This is a genomic window from Streptomyces sp. NRRL F-5630 (genome assembly GCF_000719475.1).
Classification (GTDB): Bacteria; Actinomycetota; Actinomycetes; order Streptomycetales; family Streptomycetaceae; genus Streptomyces.
In genome coordinates this window covers 1-16,707 of the sequence record NZ_JOGO01000102.1, presented here as the reverse complement: position 1 = coordinate 16,707, position 16,707 = coordinate 1, and the positions used below count along the sequence as shown (strand labels likewise).

Below are 16,707 nucleotides of genomic sequence, written 5' to 3'. Positions count from 1 at the left end.
CCGCGCCCCAGCCCCCGCCGTCACCCGCCCCGCCCCCCGATCCCCCCGACCGCACCCGGTTGTCGGTGGGGCCGCCTAGACTCGGGAGGCGATGAGCAGCCTCTTTGACGACAGCTTCCTGGCGGACATGGCTTCTTCCCCGGCATCGGGCGAGGAGGAGCCCCCTCCGCCCCCCGAGGACGGGGTCCCTGCCGAGGAGATCCCGGCCGACCTGTTCGGCGGGAAGTTCGACGCGCCCCCGCCCAGGGACACGCATTACCGGGACGGCGCGCCACGCCCCGTGATCGACCCGGCGGCGCTGCTCACCGGGCTCAACCCGGAGCAGGCCGCCGCCGTCGTGCACAGTGGCTCGCCGCTGCTCATCGTCGCCGGCGCCGGCTCCGGCAAGACCCGCGTGCTCACCCACCGCATCGCGTACCTGCTCGGTCAGCGCGGGGTGCACCCGGGCTCGATCCTCGCGATCACCTTCACCAACAAGGCCGCGGGCGAGATGAAGGAGCGCGTCGAGCAGCTCGTCGGGCCGCGCGCCGGGGCGATGTGGGTCTCGACCTTCCACAGCGCCTGCGTCCGCATCCTGCGCCGCGAGTCGAAGAAGCTCGGCTTCACGTCGTCCTTCTCGATCTACGACGCCGCCGACTCCAAGCGGCTCATGGCGCTCGTCTGCCGCGACCTGGACCTCGACCCCAAGCGCTACCCGCCGAAGTCGTTCACGGCGAAGATCTCGAACCTCAAGAACGAGCTGATCGACGCCGAGGCGTACGCCGACGAGGTCGCGGGCGAGACGGCGGGGGCCTTCGAGAAGACGCTCTCGCAGGCGTACACGATGTACCAGGCACGCCTGCGCGAGGCGAACGCACTGGACTTCGACGACATCATCATGACGACGGTCCACCTCCTCCAGGCGTTCCCCGACGTCGCCGAGCACTACCGCCGCCGCTTCCGGCACGTCCTCGTCGACGAGTACCAGGACACCAACCACGCGCAGTACACGCTGGTCAAGGAGCTGGTGGGGCCGGCGGACGGCGGTACGGGCCACGACGGCGGCCCGGCGCCCGAGCCGGCGGAGCTGTGCGTCGTGGGCGACGCGGACCAGTCGATCTACGCGTTCCGCGGCGCCACGATCCGCAACATCCTCCAGTTCGAGGAGGACTACCCGAACGCGACGACGATCCTCCTGGAGCAGAACTACCGCTCCACGCAGACGATCCTCTCCGCCGCCAACGCCGTCATCGAGCGCAACGAGAACCGCCGCCCGAAGAACCTGTGGACCGAGGCGGGCAACGGCCCGAAGATCACCGGGTACGTCGCCGACACCGAGCACGACGAGGCGCAGTTCGTCGCCGACGAGATCGACCGGCTCACCGACGCGGGCGACGCGAAGCCGGGTGACGTCGCCGTCTTCTACCGTACGAACGCGCAGTCCCGTGTCTTCGAAGAGGTCTTCATCCGCGTCGGCCTGCCCTACAAGGTCGTCGGCGGCGTGCGCTTCTACGAGCGCCGCGAGGTCCGCGATGTCCTCGCCTACCTGCGGGTGCTCGCCAACCCCGAGGACAGCGTGCCGCTGCGCCGCATCCTCAACGTGCCCAAGCGCGGCATCGGTGACCGCTCCGAGGCGATGATCGACGCGCTCTCGCAGCGCGAGCGGATCACCTTCCCGCAGGCGCTCAAGCGCGTCGACGAGGCGTACGGGATGGCGGCGCGCTCGGCGAACGCGATCAAGCGGTTCAACACGCTGATGGAAGAGCTGCGCACGATCGTCGAATCGGGCGCGGGACCCGCGGTCGTCCTGGAGGCTGTTCTCGAACAGACCGGCTATCTCGCCGAGTTGCAGGCGTCGACCGACCCGCAGGACGAGACCCGCATCGAGAACTTGCAGGAACTCGCCTCCGTGGCCCTGGAGTTCGAGCAGGAGCGTAGCGAGGAGGAGGGTGCGGGGACGCTCGCGGAGTTCCTGGAGCGGGTCGCGCTCGTCGCGGATTCCGACCAGATCCCCGACGAGGAGGACGGCGACGGCGTCATCACGCTGATGACACTCCACACCGCCAAGGGCCTCGAATTCCCCGTCGTCTTCCTCACCGGCATGGAGGACGGCGTCTTCCCGCACATGCGGGCTCTCGGGCAGGTCAAGGAGCTGGAGGAGGAACGGCGGCTCGCGTACGTCGGCATCACGCGCGCCCGTGAACGGCTCTACCTCACGCGCTCCACGCTGCGCAGCGCGTGGGGGCAGCCGCAGTACAACCCGCCGTCGCGGTTCCTGGAGGAGATCCCCGCCGACCACCTGGAGTGGAAGCGGACGGGCGCGGCGCCCGCGAAGGTGGCCGCGGGCCCGGCCGCCGGGATCGCGGCCTCGCTCTCCTCCTCGCGCGCCCGGCGCGGCGCGCCCGCCTTCGCGACGCGGCGGGCGGAGGAGAAGCCGGTGGTCGCGCTGGCGATCGGGGACCGGGTCACGCACGACCAGTTCGGGCTGGGCACGGTGGTCGGGGTGAAGGGTGCGGGCAGCAACGCGGAGGCGACCGTGGACTTCGGCGGCGAGAAGCCGAAGCGGCTGCTGCTGCGGTACGCGCCGGTCGAGAAGCTGTAGCGCCGCGGGCGGGGGTGCGGGGCTCGGCCCCATACCCGACGCGCGTGGGGCACGGCCCCACACCCGAGGCGCCCACGCCCCGCTCCTCAAGCGCCGGAGCGGTCGGCCTTCACGGCCCGATCCTCACGCGGTGAGGTGCACGGCCCGATCCTCACCGCGGTGAGGTGCACGGCCTGATCTTCTGGCCCTACGCCGGGTCGAGCCCGTGGCTTCGCAGCCACGGCAAGGGGTCGATCGCCGCGCCTCCGCCCGGCCGCACCTCGAAGTGCAGGTGCGGGCCGGTCGAGTTGCCGGAGTTCCCCGAGTGCGCGATCACCTGGCCCGCCTTCACCGCCGTGCCACTCGGGAGGGTCGTGCTGGAGAGGTGGCAGTACCAGGTCTCCGTGCCGTCCTTCGCGGTGAGGATCGCCATGTTCCCGTACGCGCTGTTCCACTGGCTCCGCACGGTCCCGTCGGTCGCGGCCATGACGGGGGTGCCGTAGGCGACGGGGAAGTCGATGCCGGTGTGCTGCGACATCCAGTTGACGCCCGCCTGCCCGAAGTAGGCGCTGAGGCCGTGCTGCGCGACGGGGAGGACGAACTTGGGGCGCTCGCGCTCCTTGCGCGCGGCCTCGGCGACGGCGGCCTTGTGCGCCGCCTCCTTCTTCGCCTGGAGGTCGATGCGCTCCTGGGTACGGCTCGCGCGGTCGGCGACATCGTCGGCGGCACGGGAGAGGTCGGCGAGCTGGGTGTCGAGCTTGTTGTTCGCCGCGGCGGCCTTGACGGGCGAGGACGGGGCGGTCGCCGTGTTGGCGGTGGCGCTGTCGCCGCCGAAGTCGCCGACCGAGGCGGCGGCGACACCCGCGACGCCCATGACGCACGCGGAGGGCACCGCGATGCTGAGGAGCGCCGAGCGTTTGGCGGGGCGGCGCCTGCCGCGCCCGCGCGCGACGTCGTGCTGCCCGCCCGGCTCGTGCGGGGGTGCGTCGGCGCCGACGACGGGGAGTTCGCCCGTCTCCCCCGCGAGGAGTTCGCCGGTCTCCCGGACGGGGAGTTCGCCCGTGTCGTCCACGGGGGGCTCGGTGGTGTGCTCGCGCGCCTCGGTGCCGGGCGGGGTGGGGAGCGGGGTGCCGTGCGGGGGCGTGCTCAGGTCGGGGTGGCCGGACGCCGCCGCGTTCCACGCGGAGGCGTCGTACGTACCGGTGTCGGCGCCCGAGTGGCTCAGCCCCTCGGAGGCGCCACCCTGCGCGGGCATCGCCCCGGGCTGGTGCGGGAGCGGACCGCTGTCGTAACCGCCGGTGTTCCAGGGGGCGTCGGCGTAGTTCTCGGCGGGGTGGGCGTGTCCGCCGCCGTGGGCCGGGTAGCCGTAGTCGTAGGCGGGGGGCTGCGGCACGGCGTACGGATCGGCGGTGTACGCGGCCGCCTCGACGGGGAACTGCCACTGCCCGCTGTCGTGGGCGCCGGGGGCGTAGCCGCCCGTCTCGTACGCGCCCGTCTCGTACGCGCCTGTCTCGTACGCGCTCGTGTCGTAGGAGCCGGTGGCGTACGGGTCGTAGCCGCTGTACGCGGCGAAGCCGGCGCCGTCCGTACCGGCGCCCGTGCCGCCGTCCTGCGGGTAACCGCCGTAGGCCGGGGCGGGCGGGGAGGCGACGGCGTAACCGCCGGTGTCCTGGTACGAGGCGTACGGGTCCGGGGCCGCCTGTGCGCCCCAGCCGTACTGACCGCCGTGCCCTGACCCGTCCGTCTCGTGCCCCGGGTACTCCGCGTACGCGGTGGGGGCGGAGCCAGGGGGCGAGGCCGGGGAACTGGTCCCCGAGGGGTGGCGGTCGTTCACCAACATCTCTTTCGCCTCGACGGCAGGGCTGGGAATAGAGATCCCCGGGTGGAACTGGCGGCGACTGTACCCGCCGGTTCGTGTGGCGGACAATCTTCCGGGGGTTTCACGGCCCGGGGAGAGGGCATTCGGAGGGGTTTTGGGGGAGAGCGGGCGGCCCGCCGGAGAGTTGTTCGGGCCTTTTTCGATTTCTCCGTAGCGGTGTGTCCGGTCATGGCCCCTGCCTGGCGGCGGAGTGCGGGGCCCGGCGCGGTGCGGCACGGGCGAAAGGCCGCTGGTGGGCGGCCGGGGCACGGGCGAAACGGGGAAGACCGGGTGGCGCCGGGGCTTCCGCGCGGCGCGTACGGGGAGTGAGGACCCCCCCTTCGCACCGCGTGCCGTCGGCGGGGCGGGCGTGTCGCGCGGCCCGGCGCGGCGGCGGGGGCGCGGGAGGTGTGGGGGAAGTGTGCGGATGTCGCGGGCCGGGCATGCCACCGCGCCGTGCGGCTGACGGCGCGGTGGCCGGTGACCCGGATGCGGCGCCGCGGTCGCCCCGAGTCCTCCCCCGGCGGAAGGGCGGAAAGCGGCGCTGGTCAGGACGGGTCGGGTTCCTGGTGGTCGGCCCAGACATATGTGTGGGGGAGCAGTTCGCGTACGGGGACCGCGCGGACCGCGCCCCCGGCTCCCGGGACGAGCACCTCGATGTCCGGCCACAGGTCGAGGAGCGCCTGCCGGCAGCGACCGCACGGCGGCAGCACCCCGCGTCCCCGGTCGCCCGCCGCGACGATCCGTACGAGCGGCCCTGCGCCCTCGGCCACGGCGGCTCCGAGCACGACGAGTTCGGCGCACGGCCCGCCGGTGAAGTGGTACACGTTCACGCCGGTGACCACGCGTCCGTCGGCGTCGCGGGCGGCGGCGGCCACCGAGTGGTTGTCGTCCGTGCCGAGTCGCGCGGCGAGCGCGGTGGCGGCCCGGACCAGGGCGGGATCGGGGTTCTCTGCCGTGCGCACCACGCTAGGCCGCGTCACCCACCTCCCCGACAAACACATCTAGGACGCCCCCGTGAGCGCGGCCCCGTCCAGTTCGGCGCGCATCTCCGCGCGGAGGCGCAGGGTGGCGAGGAGGCGGTGGAAGACGTCGGTCCAGTAGAGGCCCGCCGCGGGTTTGCTGTCCTCGTGCTCCTCGAAGGAGCCGATGAGTTTCTCCAGGTGGGGGGCTTCCGCCGGGTCGAGACAGCGTTCGGCCAGGCCCATGACGCCGCTGAAGCTCCAGGGGTAACTGCCCGCGTCCCGCGCGATGTTGAGGGCGTCCACGACCGCCCGGCCCAGCTCGGCGGGCCACGGCGTCGCGCAGCCGCTCAGCAGCTGGAACGCCTCGGACAGCCCGTGGGCCGCGAGGAAACCGGCCACCCAGGCGGCCCGTTCCCCGGCGGGCAGCGCGGCGAGCAGCCTGGCCCGCTCCGCGAGCGCCGTCGCGGCCTGCTCCCCGCCGACCGGCGAACCGAGCAGCGCCCGTGACCACTCCGCGTCCCCCTGCCTCACGGCGGCCCGGCACCAGGCCGCGTGCAGCTCCTCGCGCCAGCCCTCAGCGACGGGCCGCGCGACGAGCTCCGCGGGTGAGGCGCCGAAGTGCTCCGGCCACCCCGCGAGCGGTGCCGCCTCGACGATCTGCCCGAACCACCAGGCGCGCTCCCCGCGTCCGGTGGGCGGCTTCGCGACGACGCCGTCGTGCTCCATCGCGGCATCGCACGCGTGCGGCGCGTCGACGGCTATCGCGCCCGAGGGGTCCGGGCCGAGGCAGGCGCGGGCCCGCTCCGCCATGCGTGCGGCGAGCGCGGAACCGGGGAGAGAGGAGAGGAGTTCGGCGGCGAGCGCACGGACGTTGCGGCTGCGGTCGTCGAGCGCCGCTTCGAGGAACGGCTCGTCGGCCTGCGAGAGCCCGGGCCGCAGGCAGTCGAGGAAGAGGAGCCGGTCCTCGGCCCGCTCCTTGGCCCATGTCGGGCCGAGCAGGGCGAGCGCACGCGCGGGCTCGCGCTCGCGCACCCGGGCGAGCAGGGCGACCCGCTCGGCGAACAGCCCTTCGCTCCAGAGGCGTTCGTCGTCCGCCGGAGTGCTGTCCGCCTCGCCCTGCGCGGGCGGGACCACGGCCGTGCGGCGGACGAAGGACCACTCGCGGTTCTGCTCCGCGAGCCACCGGCCCCGCGCCCCGGCGAAAGCGAGCACGGCGGGCCGCAGGTCGGTACGGCCCCTGGCCGCGTCGAGCAGCGCGGGGAGGTGCTCGGGCGGGGAGGCGTAGCCGTGCGCGTTGGCGCGCTCCAGCCACTGGGGGAGCAGCTCCGTCAGGTCGGGGGCGCTGCCGCGCTGGTCCCCGCGCGCGCCGAGGAGCTGCCCGAGCCTTCGCCGCGCGGCTTCGGGGAGCGGCGGCCTGGTCTCGGCGGCCGCGGGCGCGGGCAGGGGCGCGGCGGCGGCGGGCAGCAGGCCCGCCCGGCGCCGTACGGTCCGCAGCGCCGCCTCGTCGAGCAGGGCGCCGGGGCCGTTCGCGCCGCCCGCTCCGGCGAAGGGCCGCCGGTCGGTGCCGAGGAGGGCCGTCGTGACGAGGTCCTCCCAGTCGGGGCCGGATTCCGGGGACCGGGGCGGTGTGAGGGGAGCGGTGGTGTCGGTGGGGCTCATGGGGTCTCCAGGTCGGGGGCGTTCAGCGCAGGGCGAGGAGCGGGGCGGGTGGCCGGGAGCGAGCGGTGGCCCGCCCCGTGCCGTCCGCCTCCTCCGTGTCCTCGCGGTCCTCGGGCGCCCAGGTCGCCAGGGGCTGGAAGCCGCGGTGGCCGCACTCGCCGAAGACGCGCAGGGGGCGGCCTCCCGAGGTGGCCAGGAGGCGCCACAGGCCCGAGGTGCTGGTGAAGGAGCGGGGGAGGGGGAGCGCGGTGCCCGTCGACGGCTCGGCGAGCTGCCAGCCGTCCGGACCGCGCACCGGCACGACGCCGTCGAGCGTGACGGGCCAGGAGTCGAGCCAGGGGTCCTCGGCGAGCAGCGCCCCGTACCGCCCGGCCGCCTCCGCGAGCGGGACGCCGCGCGGCCGTTCCGCGACCGGCACCACGGGACCGAAGCGCTCGCCCAGCGTGGCGCGCGGCCGCGCCGGGTGGGGGCGCAGCTCCGCGTCCAGGCCGAGGCCCACGGGCAGGCTCAGCTCGGGTGCCGCACCGGCGGCCCCGTAGGAGAGGAGCAGGGCGGTGCGTCCCGTCCGCGTGCCGTGGAGCCAGATGCGGCGCACCGTCAGGGAGCCCTCCTGCGTGTCGTACTGACTGAGCACGAGCCACATATCGCGTGGGCCCTCGGGCGGGGGCGCCGTCTCGGGCAGGCCGAGGCGGCGCGCGACCGTCGCGGCGAGGGGCGCGGGCAGCGACTCACGGTGCGCCCAGCCCTGTACGAGCAGGTGGAGCAGCGCGCTCTCCTCCAGGAGCCGCACCGGCCACCCCGGGCCCGAGCCCGGTATCGCGCCGAGTTCGCGCACGCGCGTGGCGAGCCCCTTGGCCTGCGCGTCGACCATCCGCGCCGCGGTCTCCTCCCACATGCCGTACCCCGCCCGCTCGGCGGAGGCGAGCCCGCCGCGCAGCAGGTCGGTGAGGCGCTGTTCCAGCTCGCGCGCTCCCGCCGTGACCCGCTCGGCCCGGCGCTCCGCGCGCTTGCGGGCGGCCTCCGGGTCCGCCTTCTCCGCGGGGCCCCGAGCCGCGGCGGCCGCGCTCTTCCCGGCCCGCGCGCGGCGCTTCTCCAGCCACTGCCCGGCCCACTCCGGCGGCTCCCCGGCCGGTACCGCCGCGGGGCCGGCCGACCAGAGCAGCAGCAGCCCGAGCACGTGTTTGCACGGGAACTTGCGGCTCGGGCACGAGCACGCGTACGCCGGGCCCGAGACATCGGCCAGCGCCTGGTACGGCTTGCTGCCGCTGCCCTTGCACAGCCCCCACACCACCCCCTCCTCCGTCGTCCCCGTCCCCGACCACGGTCCCGCCGTGCCGAGCTTGCTTCCCGCCTTGCGCGACGGCGCGTCCGGTGCCAGCGAGAGCACCTGTTCCGCCGTCCAGCGAACCCCCTGCGAAGTCATGCCGACCAACGTAGGAGGCACCACTGACAATGCGTCATCGCCGCAGGTCAGAGCGATTGTCAGTGGGGTGGTGCAGGGTGGGACACGCATCCGAACCGAAGGGGGAATCGGCTCCATGACCCTGCCCGCACAGCGGAGCGCCGAAGCGCGCCCGGACACCACGCGGACGACCACGACCGGCACCACGAGCGGCACCGCGCAGGACGCGCCGGACGACGCGCCCGAGGCCCTGCGCCCGCACGCCGAGGACGCCTTCGCCGGCGAACTCGCCGCCCTCGCCGCCCAGGACGACCGCCCGCGCCCGGCCCGCTGGCGCCTCTCGCCGTGGGCCGTCGCGACCTACCTGCTCGGCGGCACCCTCCCCGACGGCACCGTCATCACGCCCAAGTACGTGGGCCCGCGCCGCATCGTCGAGGTCGCCGTCACGACCCTCGCCACCGACCGCGCCCTGCTCCTGCTCGGTGTCCCGGGGACCGCCAAGACGTGGGTCTCCGAGCACCTCGCCGCCGCCGTCAGCGGCGATTCGACCCTCCTCGTGCAGGGCACGGCGGGCACCTCGGAGGAGGCCATCCGCTACGGATGGAACTACGCCCAGCTCCTCGCGCACGGTCCCAGCCGCGACGCCCTCGTGCCGAGCCCCGTCATGCGCGCCATGTCCGAGGGCATGACCGCGCGCGTGGAGGAGCTGACCCGCATCCCGGCCGACGTGCAGGACACCCTCATCACGATCCTCTCGGAGAAGACCCTGCCCATTCCGGAACTGGGCACCGAGACGCAGGCCGTGGGCGGGTTCAACCTCATCGCGACCGCGAACGACCGCGACCGGGGCGTCAACGACCTCTCCAGCGCGCTCCGCCGCCGGTTCAACACCGTCGTCCTGCCGCTCCCCGAGAGCGTCGAGGCCGAGGTCGACATCGTCTCGCGCCGCGTCGAACAACTCGGCCGCTCCCTCCAGCTCCCCGAGGTCCCGGCGGGCGCCGAGGAGATCCGCCGCGTCGTCACGGTCTTCCGCGAGCTGCGCGACGGGATCACGGCGGACGGCCGCACGAAGGTCAAGACGCCCAGCGGCACGCTCTCCACGGCCGAGGCGATCTCCGTCGTCACCGGCGGCCTCGCCCTCGCCGCGCACTTCGGGGACGGGGTGCTGCGCCCCTCGGACGTCGCCGCGGGCATCCTCGGCGCGGTCGTACGGGACCCGGCGGCCGACCGCGTCGTGTGGCGCGAGTACCTGGAGGCCGTCGTCCGCGAACGCGAGGGGTGGCAGGACTTCTACCGGGCCTGCCGCGAGGTGAGCGCATGAGCCGCCCGAAGGCCGCGCCCCTGCTGCTCGGGGTGCGCCACCACGGCCCCGGCTCGGCGCGGGCGGTGCGGGCGGCGCTCGACGCGGCGCGTCCCGCCGTCGTCCTCGTCGAGGGTCCGCCCGAGGCCGACGCGCTCGCCCCGCTCGCCGCCGACCCGCGGTTGCGCCCGCCCGTCGCGCTCCTCGCCCACCTCGTCGACGAGCCCGCGCGCTCGGCCTTCTGGCCCTTCGCCGCCTTCTCGCCCGAGTGGACGGCCCTGCGCTGGGCCGCCGCGCACGAGGTCCCGGTCCGTTTCATCGACCTCCCGGCGGCGCACAGCCTCGCGCTGCGGGACGAGGAGGAGCGGGCGGGCGAGAGCGGGGACGGGGAGGAGGGCCGGGAGGACGAGGCGGCGGCCGGGGACGCGGACCCGGGCGAGGCGGGCCCTGGCCTCGTACGGATCGACCCCGTCGCCGTCCTCGCGGAGACGGCCGGGTACGACGATCCCGAGCGGTGGTGGGAGGACGTCGTCGAGCACCGGGGCGGCCCGGCCGGCGGCGACACGGCGTCAGGCGAGGACGGGGCACCGGGCGAGGGCGGTGGCGCGGCCCGGTACCCCTTCGCCGCGTTCGCGGCGCTCGCCGAGGCCATGACGGCGCTGCGCGAGCGGTACGCGGACGGCGGGCATCCACGGGACGCGGTGCGCGAGGCGCACATGCGCCTGTGCCTGCGCGCCGCCGAGAAGGAGTACGGCCCCGAGGCGGTCGCCGTCGTGTGCGGGGCCTGGCACGTACCGGCCCTCGCCACCCGCGTCCCGCTCGCCACCGACCGCGCGGCGCTGCGCGGGCTGCCCAAGGCGAAGACGGCGCTGACCTGGGTGCCGTGGACGCACCGCAGGCTCGCGCGGGCGAGCGGCTACGGGGCGGGCATCGAGTCGCCCGGCTGGTACGGGCACCTCTTCGCCGCCCCCGACCGGCCGGTCGAGCGGTGGCTCACGAAGGTCGCGGGGCTCCTGCGCGAGGAGGACAAGCACGTCTCCTCGGCGCACGTCATCGAGGCGGTACGGCTCGCCGAGACGCTCGCCGTCATGCGCGGGCGCCCGCTCGCGGGGCTCGGCGAGACGATGGACGCGGTGCGCTCCGTCATGTGCGAGGGCTCCGACGTGCCGCTCGCGCTCGTCCACGACAGGCTCATCGTGGGCGACGTGCTCGGTGAAGTCCCCGACAGCGCGCCCGCGATGCCCCTCCAGCGCGATCTGACCCGTCTCCAGCGCAGCCTGCGTCTCAAGCCGGAGGCCCTGGAGCGCACCCTCGAACTCGACCTGCGCAAGGACAACGACGTCGCCCGCAGCACGCTCCTGCACCGGCTGCGCCTGCTCGGCGTCGACTGGGGAGTCCCTGCCGCCTCGCACGGCGGCACGGGGACCTTCCGCGAGACGTGGACGCTGCGCTGGGACCCCGAACTCGCGGTGCGGGTCGCGGAGGCGGGCATCTGGGGCACGACGGTCCTCGGTGCCGCCGAGGCCCGTGCGACCGCGCGCGCGGCGGAGGCGAAGCGGCTCGGTGAGATCACCGCGCTCGTCGAGGCGTGCCTGCCCGCCGCGTTGAGCGAGTCGCTGCCGCACGTGATGCGGGCGCTCGCGGACCTCGCCGCGCTCGACACGGATGTGGCGCGCCTCGCCGAGGCCCTGCCCGCCCTCGTCCGCACCCTGCGCTACGGCGACGTGCGCGGCACCGACACCGGAGCCCTCACCGAGGTCGCGGCGGGGCTCGCCGAGCGCGTCTTCGTCGGCCTCCCGCCGGCTTGCGCGGGCCTGGACGAGGAGGGCGCGGAGGCGGTGCGGAAGCACCTGGACGCGGTGCACGGGGCGGTGGGACTCCTCGCGGACTCGCTGGAGTCCGCGGCGCCGACGGCGGGTCCGGCGACGGAGACCGCGCCGGGCACGGACGCCGGGACGGGCGGTCCCGCCCCCACCGGCGCGAGCGTGCCCGCTCCGGCCGGGGCGGACGCCCCGGCTCCGGGCGGGGCGCCTGCTTCCGCCCCGGCCGCCCCGCACGACGGCCTGCGGCGACGGTGGTACGCGGTGCTGCGCCGGATCGCCGGGCGGGACTCGGCGGCCGGGGTGGTGCGGGGCCGGTGCGCGCGCCTCTTGCTCGACGTGGGGGAGTGGGAGCAGGAGGAGGCGGCGCGGGTCATGGGGCTCGCGCTCTCGCCGGGGACGGCCCCGGCCGAAGCGGCGGCCTGGATCGACGGCTTCGTCGGCGGCGGCGCGAGCGGCGGCGGGCTGCTGCTCGTGCACGACGAACGGTTGCTCGCCCTCGTGGACGAGTGGCTCGCACGGGTCCCGGCGTCCGCGTTCACCGATGTGCTGCCGCTCCTGCGGCGCACGTTCTCCGCGTACGAGCCGGCCGTGCGCCGCTCGCTCGGCGAACTGGTCGCGCGGGGCTCCGGGGAGGGGACGCGGTACGGCGGTGGGCCGGGGGCGAGCGGGACGGTGCCGGGCTTCGCGCCGGGGCTCGACGAGGCGCGCGCCGCGGCGGTGGTGCCGGTGGTGCTGCGGCTGCTGGGGCGGGCGGCGTGAGGAGCGGCGCGGGTGCGGGGGAGACAGCGGTGGCGGTGCGGGACACGGAGACGGAGAAGGGGGCGGAAGGCATGACGGGCCATGAGGTGAGCGAGGTCCTGCCCGAGGAGGAGCGCTTGCGGCGCTGGCGCCTCGTGCTCGGTGGGGACCGGGGCGCGGAGGGAACGGGCGTCTCGCTGAGCGGCCGGGACCTCGCGATGGACAAGGCGCTCGCCGCGCTCTACGGGGGACGGGACGGCGGCGGGCAGCCGCGGGGCGGGCGGCGGCAGGGCGGACTCGGCGGTTCGGCCCCCGACGTGGCGCGCTGGCTGGGCGATATCCGTACGTACTTCCCGACGTCCGTCGTTCAGGTGATGCAGCGGGACGCGATCGAACGGCTCGGGCTCTCCGCGTTGTTGCTGGAGCCGGAGATGCTGGAGGCCGTCGAGGCGGACGTGCACCTCGTCGGCACACTGCTCTCGCTCAACAAGGCGATGCCGGAGACGACGAAGGAGACCGCGAGGGCCGTGGTCCGCAAGGTCGTCGAGGAGCTGGAGAAGAAGCTCGCCGCGAAGACCCGGCAGACCGTCACGGGAGCGCTCGACCGCAGCGCGCGCGTGAGCCGCCCCCGGTACCAAAACATCGACTGGAACCGGACGATCGCGGCGAATCTGAAGAACTACCTGCCCGAGTACCGCACCGTCGTGCCCGAGAAGCTCATCGGGTACGGGCGGGCCGCACGCGGCGTCAAGAAGGACGTGGTGCTCTGCATCGACCAGTCCGGCTCGATGGCGGCCTCCGTCGTCTACGCCTCCGTGTTCGGAGCCGTGCTCGCCTCGATGCGGTCGCTCGACACCCGCCTCGTCGTCTTCGACACCTCCGTCGTCGACCTCACCGACCAGCTCGACGACCCCGTCGACGTCCTCTTCGGCACGCGGCTCGGCGGCGGTACGGACATCAACAGGGCGCTCGCGTACTGCCAGTCGAAGATCTCCCGGCCCAGCGAGACGGTCGTCGTGCTCATCAGCGACCTCTACGAGGGCGGTATCAAGGACGAGATGCTCAAGCGGGTCGCCGCGATGAAGGCGGCGGGCGTGCAGTTCGTGACGCTGCTCGCGCTCTCCGACGAGGGCGCCCCCGCCTACGACCACGAGCACGCGGCGGCCCTGGCGGCCCTCGGGGCCCCGGCCTTCGCCTGCACCCCCGACCTCTTCCCGGAGATCATGGCCGCCGCCATCGAGAAGCGCCCCCTCCCCGTCCCCGACCCGGAGACGGGCCCCTCCGGACAGGGGCCGCGCTGACCGGCGCGGCAGCGCGGCGAACCCCCGAAACCGCAGGTCAGAGCCCCCGGGGTAGCGGCACCCCGTGCCAAAGCGAGGGGCACCCTGTGACAGGTATCACCGCTGCGCCCGTACCTCGCGATTTAGAGACCACGGCGGGACGGCGATAGCCTGGCAGGCGGACATGCCGCGTACCCGGAACAACGACGTGTGCGCTTCTCTCAGTGACGAAGGCCAGCTGTCACGCCGCCCTGACGCGGCACGCCCACGGATTGACAGACCGCACAGCGGCAAGATCACGGAGTAGGGACGGACGCGCGTGGACCTGTTCGAGTACCAGGCGAGGGACCTCTTCGCCAAGCACGGTGTACCGGTGCTGGCCGGTGAAGTCATCGACACGCCTGAGGCGGCGCGCGAGGCGACGGAGCGACTGGGCGGCAAGGCGGTCGTCAAGGCGCAGGTCAAGGTGGGTGGCCGCGGCAAGGCCGGTGGCGTGAAGCTCGCCTCCGACCCGGCCGACGCGGTCGAGAAGGCCGGTCAGATCCTCGGCATGGACATCAAGGGCCACACGGTCCACAAGGTGATGCTGGCCCAGACCGCGGACATCGCGGAGGAGTACTACGTCTCCTTCCTCCTGGACCGCACCAACCGCACCTTCCTCGCCATGGCCTCCGTCGAGGGCGGCATGGAGATCGAGGAGGTCGCCGCGACGAAGCCCGAGGCGCTCGCGAAGATCGCCGTCGACGCCAACGAGGGTGTGACCCTCGAGAAGGCGCGCGAGATCGTCGACGCCGCGAAGTTCCCCGAGGACGTCAAGGACGGCATCGCCGAGGCGCTCCAGAAGCTGTGGACCGTCTTCGTCCAGGAGGACGCCCTCCTCGTCGAGGTCAACCCGCTGATCAAGTCCGGTGACGGCAAGATCATCGCGCTCGACGGCAAGGTCTCGCTCGACGAGAACGCCGACTTCCGCCAGCCGGAGCACGAGGCCCTGGAGGACAAGGCCGCCGCGAACCCGCTGGAGGCCGCCGCCAAGGCGAAGAACCTCAACTACGTCAAGCTCGACGGCGAGGTCGGCATCATCGGCAACGGCGCGGGTCTCGTCATGAGCACCCTCGACGTCGTCGCGTACGCCGGTGAGAACCACGGCGGCGTCAAGCCCGCCAACTTCCTCGACATCGGCGGCGGCGCCTCGGCCGAGGTCATGGCGAACGGCCTGGAGATCATCCTCGGCGACCCCGACGTCAAGTCGGTCTTCGTCAACGTCTTCGGCGGCATCACCGCCTGCGACGAGGTCGCCAACGGCATCGTGCAGGCCCTCGAACTGCTCAAGTCGAAGGGCGAGAACGTCAGCAAGCCGCTGGTCGTGCGCCTCGACGGCAACAACGCGGAGCTGGGTCGCAAGATCCTGTCGGACGCCAACCACCCGCTCGTGCAGCGCGTGGACACCATGGACGGCGCGGCCGACAAGGCCGCCGAGCTCGCGGCTGCGAAGTAAGGGAACGGGTCACCACACCATGGCTATTTTCCTGACCAAGGAAAGCAAGGTCATCGTCCAGGGGATGACCGGCGCCACCGGCATGAAGCACACCCGCCTCATGCTCGGCGACGGCACCAACATCGTCGGCGGCGTGAACCCGCGCAAGGCCGGCACGAGCGTCGACTTCGACGGCACCTCCGTCCCCGTCTTCGGCTCCGTCGCCGAGGCGATCAAGGAGACCGGCGCCGACGTCAGCGTCATCTTCGTGCCGCCGGCCTTCGCGAAGGCCGCCGTGATCGAGGCGATCGACGCCGAGATCGGCCTCGCCGTCGTCATCACCGAGGGCATCGCCGTGCACGACTCGGCCGCCTTCTGGGCGTACGCGCAGAGCAAGGGCAACAAGACCCGCATCATCGGCCCGAACTGCCCCGGCCTCATCACGCCGGGCCAGTCGAACGCCGGCATCATCCCGGGCGACATCACGAAGCCGGGCCGCATCGGCCTGGTCTCGAAGTCCGGCACGCTGACGTACCAGATGATGTACGAGCTGCGCGACATCGGCTTCACCTCCGCCGTCGGCATCGGTGGCGACCCGGTCATCGGCACCACGCACATCGACGCCCTGGCGGCCTTCGAGGCCGACCCGGAGACCGACCTCATCGTCATGATCGGTGAGATCGGCGGCGACGCCGAGGAGCGTGCGGCCGACTACATCAAGGCCAACGTCACCAAGCCGGTCGTCGGCTACGTCGCGGGCTTCACCGCGCCCGAGGGCAAGACCATGGGCCACGCCGGCGCCATCGTCTCCGGCTCCTCCGGCACCGCCCAGGCGAAGAAGGAGGCCCTGGAGGCCGCCGGTGTCAAGGTCGGCAAGACGCCGACCGAGACCGCCAAGCTCGCCCGCGCCATCCTCAACGGCTGACACGCCCGCAGGGGCCGCCCAGGCCCCGGGGAGCGCCCGCTCGTTCCGCCCGCGCCCCGTCCCCGTACCGCGTTCGCTCCGCGTGTACGGGACGGGGCGCGGGCGTTCGCGCGCGGGGGCGGCGGAGGTTCGCGGAGCGGCGCGGCGGCCCGGGACCGACCCGGCGTCGGCCGCGCGGGCTCGGCACCACGGGCGCCGCGCGCTGTCCCGGTCGACAGGCGCCACCCCTGCCCCGCCCCGTCAGCCCGGCCGACGTCGGCCGTCTCCGGCCCGCCGACGAGGCGCCGGCCCTCCTCAGCGCCACCGCCGCCCGGGTGCCCGTACGCCCGGTGCCCGACCGGCCGGAGGACGCCGCGCCCGCCGTACGCCGGGGACCGGCTCCCGGGGCGGCACGCTCGCCGCCGCCGTCGCCCGTACCGCGTCCGGCTTCCTCGCCGCCCCCGACTTCGCGCGCCTCCGCGCCTGCACGGCGCCCCGTCGCGTGCGGTACTTCGCGCGGCGGCGCGGCAGGCAGGAGTGGTGCGGGCCCTCCTGCGGCAACAGGGCCCCGGGTGGCACGGCATCACCGCAGGCACCGGGGCGGGGGCGACGCTGCGGCGGCCGGGGCCTGAGGGCCTGTCGTACCGCTCAGCCTTCCAGGGGGACGAGTCGCCCCGGGCCCGTGCCCGGACCGTCCGCAGGGGGCCGGTCCTGCGGATTGGCCGGGTGCGGGGGGCCCGGGGC

10 protein-coding genes are annotated in these 16,707 nt (G+C 74.4%); 6 read left to right on the top strand and 4 right to left on the bottom strand.

The window, feature by feature from the left end; all coding sequences use genetic code 11:
* Positions 1-91 precede the first annotated feature (91 nt).
* A complete protein-coding gene (gene pcrA, locus IF99_RS0128230) occupies positions 92-2,581 on the top strand; it encodes a DNA helicase PcrA (protein ID WP_031000858.1) in 2,490 nt (829 codons plus the stop codon).
* A gap of 187 nt (positions 2,582-2,768) precedes the next feature.
* On the opposite strand, the gene IF99_RS0128225 is transcribed toward pcrA, so the two are convergent.
* The 4 genes from IF99_RS0128225 to IF99_RS0128210 form a co-directional block, all read right to left on the bottom strand.
* A complete protein-coding gene (locus IF99_RS0128225; RefSeq protein WP_051703734.1) occupies positions 2,769-4,400 on the bottom strand; it encodes a M23 family metallopeptidase in 1,632 nt (543 codons plus the stop codon).
* Positions 4,401-4,966: 566 nt separating this feature from the next.
* Positions 4,967-5,422, bottom strand: a complete 456-nt coding sequence (locus IF99_RS0128220; protein ID WP_051703733.1) for a cytidine deaminase — start codon at positions 5,420-5,422, stop codon at positions 4,967-4,969.
* The gene (locus IF99_RS0128215) at positions 5,423-7,042 is read right to left on the bottom strand and encodes a DUF5691 domain-containing protein (RefSeq protein WP_031000849.1); all 1,620 of its coding nucleotides are present in this window, start codon (positions 7,040-7,042) and stop codon (positions 5,423-5,425) included.
* A 22-nt stretch (positions 7,043-7,064) separates the two neighbouring features.
* The gene (locus tag IF99_RS0128210) at positions 7,065-8,465 is read right to left on the bottom strand and encodes an SWIM zinc finger family protein (RefSeq protein ID WP_037827831.1); all 1,401 of its coding nucleotides are present in this window, start codon (positions 8,463-8,465) and stop codon (positions 7,065-7,067) included.
* Positions 8,466-8,580: 115 nt separating this feature from the next.
* Here IF99_RS0128210 and IF99_RS0128200 point away from each other — a divergent pair, with 115 nt between their 5' ends.
* From IF99_RS0128200 to sucD, 5 genes are all read left to right on the top strand, one after another.
* Positions 8,581-9,765: an ATP-binding protein gene (locus IF99_RS0128200; RefSeq protein ID WP_031000843.1), complete on the top strand. Its 1,185-nt coding sequence runs from the start codon at positions 8,581-8,583 to the stop codon at positions 9,763-9,765.
* Positions 9,762-12,326: a DUF5682 family protein gene (locus IF99_RS0128195; protein WP_031000841.1), complete on the top strand. Its 2,565-nt coding sequence runs from the start codon at positions 9,762-9,764 to the stop codon at positions 12,324-12,326. The genes IF99_RS0128200 and IF99_RS0128195 overlap by 4 nt, the downstream gene beginning before the upstream one ends.
* A gap of 71 nt (positions 12,327-12,397) precedes the next feature.
* Entirely contained in the window at positions 12,398-13,606 is a 1,209-nt protein-coding gene (locus IF99_RS0128190; protein WP_051703735.1) for a VWA domain-containing protein, read from the top strand.
* 298 nt (positions 13,607-13,904) lie between these two features.
* On the top strand, positions 13,905-15,080 hold the full coding sequence (gene sucC, locus IF99_RS0128185; protein ID WP_031000837.1) for an ADP-forming succinate--CoA ligase subunit beta: 1,176 nt from the start codon (positions 13,905-13,907) through the stop codon (positions 15,078-15,080).
* A 19-nt stretch (positions 15,081-15,099) separates the two neighbouring features.
* Positions 15,100-15,984 (top strand): succinate--CoA ligase subunit alpha, encoded by an 885-nt coding sequence (sucD, locus tag IF99_RS0128180; protein WP_031000835.1) that lies wholly within the window; start codon positions 15,100-15,102, stop codon positions 15,982-15,984.
* The last annotated feature ends 723 nt before the right edge of the window (positions 15,985-16,707 follow it).

Excerpts from the sequence above, each read along its gene's own strand:
- pcrA (WP_031000858.1), top strand. The coding sequence starts at position 92 with ATGAGCAGCCTCTTTGACGACAGCTTCCTGGCGGACATGGCTTCTTCC.
- IF99_RS0128225 (WP_051703734.1), bottom strand. The coding sequence starts at position 4,400 with ATGTTGGTGAACGACCGCCACCCCTCGGGGACCAGTTCCCCGGCCTCG.
- IF99_RS0128220 (WP_051703733.1), bottom strand. The coding sequence starts at position 5,422 with ATGTGTTTGTCGGGGAGGTGGGTGACGCGGCCTAGCGTGGTGCGCACG.
- IF99_RS0128215 (WP_031000849.1), bottom strand. The coding sequence starts at position 7,042 with ATGAGCCCCACCGACACCACCGCTCCCCTCACACCGCCCCGGTCCCCG.
- IF99_RS0128210 (WP_037827831.1), bottom strand. The coding sequence starts at position 8,465 with ATGACTTCGCAGGGGGTTCGCTGGACGGCGGAACAGGTGCTCTCGCTG.
- IF99_RS0128200 (WP_031000843.1), top strand. The coding sequence starts at position 8,581 with ATGACCCTGCCCGCACAGCGGAGCGCCGAAGCGCGCCCGGACACCACG.
- IF99_RS0128195 (WP_031000841.1), top strand. The coding sequence starts at position 9,762 with ATGAGCCGCCCGAAGGCCGCGCCCCTGCTGCTCGGGGTGCGCCACCAC.
- IF99_RS0128190 (WP_051703735.1), top strand. The coding sequence starts at position 12,398 with ATGACGGGCCATGAGGTGAGCGAGGTCCTGCCCGAGGAGGAGCGCTTG.
- sucD (WP_031000835.1), top strand. The coding sequence starts at position 15,100 with ATGGCTATTTTCCTGACCAAGGAAAGCAAGGTCATCGTCCAGGGGATG.